This window comes from Bacteroides sp. (assembly GCA_036351255.1).
In the GTDB taxonomy this organism is placed as follows: Bacteria; Bacteroidota; Bacteroidia; order Bacteroidales; family UBA7960; genus UBA7960.
In genome coordinates, this window is record JAZBOS010000123.1 from 1 (window position 1) to 4,078 (window position 4,078).

The 4,078-nt window shown below is 51.8% G+C and carries 5 protein-coding genes; 4 read left to right on the forward strand and 1 reads right to left on the reverse strand.

Annotated features, from left to right (window positions below):
* The first annotated feature begins 237 nt into the window (after positions 1 to 237).
* The 3 genes from V2I46_12155 (at position 238) to V2I46_12165 (ending at position 3,061) form a co-directional block, all read left to right on the forward strand.
* Complete coding sequence (locus V2I46_12155; GenBank protein MEE4178248.1) at positions 238 to 1,389, forward strand: DUF819 family protein; 1,152 nt, start codon at positions 238 to 240, stop codon at positions 1,387 to 1,389.
* A 230-nt stretch (positions 1,390 to 1,619) separates the two neighbouring features.
* Positions 1,620 to 2,684, forward strand: a complete 1,065-nt coding sequence (locus V2I46_12160; GenBank protein MEE4178249.1) for a DUF481 domain-containing protein — start codon at positions 1,620 to 1,622, stop codon at positions 2,682 to 2,684.
* A 254-nt stretch (positions 2,685 to 2,938) separates the two neighbouring features.
* Entirely contained in the window at positions 2,939 to 3,061 is a 123-nt protein-coding gene (locus V2I46_12165; protein ID MEE4178250.1) for a hypothetical protein, read from the forward strand.
* 128 nt (positions 3,062 to 3,189) lie between these two features.
* Here V2I46_12165 and V2I46_12170 read toward each other — a convergent pair whose 3' ends face one another.
* Positions 3,190 to 3,372, reverse strand: coding sequence for a hypothetical protein (locus tag V2I46_12170; GenBank protein ID MEE4178251.1), 183 nt, complete (start codon positions 3,370 to 3,372; stop codon positions 3,190 to 3,192).
* A gap of 328 nt (positions 3,373 to 3,700) precedes the next feature.
* Here V2I46_12170 and V2I46_12175 point away from each other — a divergent pair.
* Positions 3,701 to 4,078, forward strand: a 378-nt coding sequence (locus tag V2I46_12175) for a metallophosphoesterase family protein (GenBank protein ID MEE4178252.1), incomplete at its 3' end; no start/stop codon positions are given.

The window sequence follows — 4,078 nt, forward strand, 5'->3', positions numbered from 1 at the left end:
CATCCCCGGGCGGGCGAGGCTGTTGTGACCCCGGCAGAACCTGTCCCGGAGGGAGGCATAACGAATTTACGTGCTGTTGTGAAAGCGGAATTTCCTTATCTTGAAAGGGCAACAGCCCGCCCATGCCCCCCTGCTTCAGCCCTTCCACCCCTACCGCCCCTGCGGTGAATCGAGCCGGTAACCCGCAACTTATTTCCGCAAGGGAGCCCATGTGCCCCGGCACAATCGAGCTGCGCCATGAATGACGGGCAGTTGCTGTTCAGCGCTGTGGTCCTTGTCCTGGCCACCGTTGCCTTTGTGCTGTGGATCAGCAGGGCCCGATCGAGGTGGATCAAAACATTGCTGGACTGGTTCCCCGCCATCCTCTTTGCCTATGTCTTACCCGCAGCCTTTACGCATTTGGCCGGTGTGGACCTCTCAGGGGTCCCCCTGCACGATTGGAGCCGTACGTGGATCATCCCCTTTGCCATCCTGACCATTATGAGCGCCCTTTCTTTTAAACAGCTCCGCATTGTAGGGGTAAAGCCGGTCCTTGTTTTCGTCTCCGGTTCGCTGGTGATCGCCACCCTTCCGGTGTTGCTCGTTTGGCTGTCAGGGCTGCTGGACCCGGCCAATAAAGAACTGTTCCTGGACCAGGCGTACTGGAAGGGACTCCCCCCCATCGTGGGGGGCTGGATAGGGGGCAGTACAAGCCAGTTGGTTTTGAAAGAGCTGGCGGGCACGCCCGAGTCCCTCTTCCTGTCCATCCTGGTCCTGGACAATATCCTGGTCAATATCTGGACCATCCTGATGTTTCAGTTCATTAAGCAAAGCGAGAAAATCAACAGGGCCTGGGGGATTGCCGGCGAATTTCCCGTGGTGGAGCCCCCCGCGACCCGTTCAGCTGCCCGCCTGGGGCGCATCAACCTGGTGACCCTCGGTTGCATCGCGGCGGTTATGGCCGGCGCGCATTTCCTTCAGATGGGTTTTCTAATGAGCATTGTGGTGCTGTCCCTGGTCGGCATTGTACTGGGCAATGTGGTGCGGCCCTGGAACCACAAGCTGGTACTGCAACTGGCCGGGTTCTCCATCGTGCTCATCATGGCTATCCTGGGCCTGAAACTCAACTTTGCCAACCTTACCCTACCCGTGAACCTGGTACTCCTGGTGTTGCTCTGGCTGATCCTGCATTTTGGATTCATGCTCCTGACCGCCCGCCTGCTCCGGACTAACATTGCCTGGGTGGCCATCGGGAGCATGGCAAACCTCGGGGGGATTTCCACAGCCCCGGCTGTCACCGCCGCCTATAAAAAGGAGCTCATGCCCCATGCCATTATCCTGGCGATCCTAAGCATGGTAACGGGCACGGGCTGGGGAATGCTGACCATTTACCTGTTCGGGTTGCTCTGAGGGCCTGCGCATGTAAGTCCGAATATATCAGAGTCCCGCCCGAACCTGGCCTGAGCCCGGACTACCCGTGAAAACCCCGCCGCCTGCTTAAAAGAGGAGGTCCGGAACCTGAACTATTTGAAGTTTGCACTCAGATTCCGGACGCAGAATTCATCAAAATCAACATATCCTGTATTTTTGAACAGCTGCAGCCCACAAAAATTTCGAGAAAACTGGAAACCGCAACTGCGATGCTTAGATTCTACACGTTTATTTTTTTCCTTCTTATCCTTCCCTATACGAATTACGCACAAAATGACACGTTGTACCTGAACAACGGGGATGTCATTGTCGGGGATTTAAAAAGCCTGGACCGGGGCGTTCTTACCATTGAACCTTCGTATTCCGATTCTGATTTTAAGATTACCTGGGAAGACATCACAGAGATGAAGGCGACGCAGCGCTACTTAATCACACTTTCCGACGGCCGCAGGATAACCGGAACGTTCAGGAGCGCAGGCCCGGGAAAAATTTTTATCGACGATGAGCAAGGCGAAGACATCACAGTAGGCCAGGATGACGTTGTAAACATAAAGAGTTTGGAAAATGGGGGCTTTCTGAGTCGCCTTTCCGCGAACATTGACTTCGGGCTCTCGCTGACCAAAGCCAACAATCAACGACAGCTAAATGGCAATATAAGGATGGGCTATTTAGAGGACCGATGGTCCGCAGATTTATATTTCAATTCCCTGATAACCACCCAGGACAACGTGTCGGATATTCAAAGAAATGATGGGGGCCTCGGCTACCGCTACTTCCTGCCTGCCGATTGGAATGTTGGGGCAGACCTGAATTTCCTTTCAAACACCGAACAATCATTGGAACTGCGGGCCACGGCTAAGGTTGGTGTTGGTAATTTCCTCAGACGCACCAACTCTTTATACTGGAATGTTTATGGAGGTATCGCTTATACCGGGGAAACCTTCTCGCCTGTTTTTAACCCGCAGGATGGGACCACCACGGCCCCAAGTCGACAGTCTATGGAAGGTTTTTTTGGGACAGAATTAAACCTGTACGACATCGGCGATTTAAACCTTCTCACCAATTTAGTTGTCTATCCAACCCTTGTTTCCGATGAATCCGTTGAATCGGGTCGTATTCGTACAGACCTTAGGTTCGATGCAAAATATGATGATGTTTTCATCAAGGACTTTTACGTCAGGGCCGGTTTTACCCTGAACTATGACAACCGCCCGGCTGAAGCAGGAAGGGATGTCGACTATATCTTTACCACCGGGTTTGGGTGGAAATGGTAAGTTAGATGGATAATCCCCGGGGGGGCTACCCTGTTTCGTTTTTGATCTGTTCCCTTTCGAAACACGGGCTGAACGGTTCCGCAAAGGCGGGGAGTTGATGGGGCTCGCGGGCGCCGATGTCGGGTTTTCCTTATTCGATGTAAAGCCTTTTGTTCCGCGGGTATTTTATGGCGTATTTTAGTCTTAGCTCCTTTGTTTGCCCGGGGTTAGCCAGGAGTAAGCTTCTAAATCCTTCTCCCTAAATCCCGAGACGCATGATGTACCATGAGTATGTGTATGTGGTGCTGATTCACTATTCGATAAATTATGCGATAATTTCCTTCAACCAGTTCCCGAATATTGGGGTCTCCAATTTCCTCGACTACCTTTCCAAGTGAAGGTTGCTTTTTTAGGATTTGTGTACGGGAAAATATGCGCTCTATTTGAAATTTGGCATATCTGGCCGAATCGAGGGAAATGTAATCAAATATTTCCCTGAGATCCTGCCTGGCTGAAACCAGCCAACTTATTCGAACCATTTTTGAAGATCCTCTTTTAGTTCGTCCTCACTGATGGCTTCGCCGCTTTGAGATTGCTGTATCCTTTTTTCAAGCTTGTCAATAAAGATCAGGCGTTCAATCAGCTCGTCCATGGAGAACGTATCCGGGAACTTCTCGATGTGTTCCTTCAATTTTTCCTTTGTAATCATGCTGAATTTTTACTCAAGGTACTCATTTCTTCTGCAATAAGATTGCAGTATTCCAGAAATATCCTAAGTCCTGTATTGGTCAGGATGAGGTTGTTGCCGGGCAGGACAGGGTTCATTTGCTGTCCCAAAAGGCCCGTAGCAGCCCGAAGGGACCCGATCTGCATTTTCCTGCCGCCAGGGGGTATTCACGCCTTTAAAAACAAGCCATGCCCTTAGTTGGCGCAGTTGGTTCGCCAGGCTTCACCCTCCCCCAGAATTAACGCAATCTTAAACATGGGAATATTATAGTATTTTCGGATTTTAACCACCTTCCGAAAAATTCTACGCCATGCTTCGACTTGCCTCCCTCCTTTGCCTTGTCTTGTGGTCTGCCGGGGCTTCTGCCCAACAGAAACCCACCATCTACATCGACATCCCCACCGAGAAAAAGCCGTGGAACCACATTGAGTGGAACGAGTCCCCGGCCCAGTTCCAGTTTGCCATCGTTACCGACCGCACCGGCGGGCACCGCCCCGGGGTGTTCCCCATGGGGATCCGGAAGCTGAACCTGCTGCAGCCGGAATTTGTGATGAGCGTGGGGGACCTGATAGAAGGGTATACCAAAGACACTGTGCAGCTGAATGCCGAATGGAAGGAGTTTATGAGCTTTATCGAGCCGCTGGAGGCCCCGTTCTTCTATGTGCCCGGGAACCACGACATCACCAAC

Bases quoted from the DNA above. Each gene is read 5' to 3' on its own strand.
- V2I46_12155 (MEE4178248.1), top strand. From the start codon at position 238: ATGAATGACGGGCAGTTGCTGTTCAGCGCTGTGGTCCTTGTCCTGGCC.
- V2I46_12160 (MEE4178249.1), top strand. From the start codon at position 1,620: ATGCTTAGATTCTACACGTTTATTTTTTTCCTTCTTATCCTTCCCTAT.
- V2I46_12170 (MEE4178251.1), bottom strand. From the start codon at position 3,372: ATGATTACAAAGGAAAAATTGAAGGAACACATCGAGAAGTTCCCGGAT.
- V2I46_12165 (MEE4178250.1), top strand. From the start codon at position 2,939: ATGATGTACCATGAGTATGTGTATGTGGTGCTGATTCACTATTCGATA.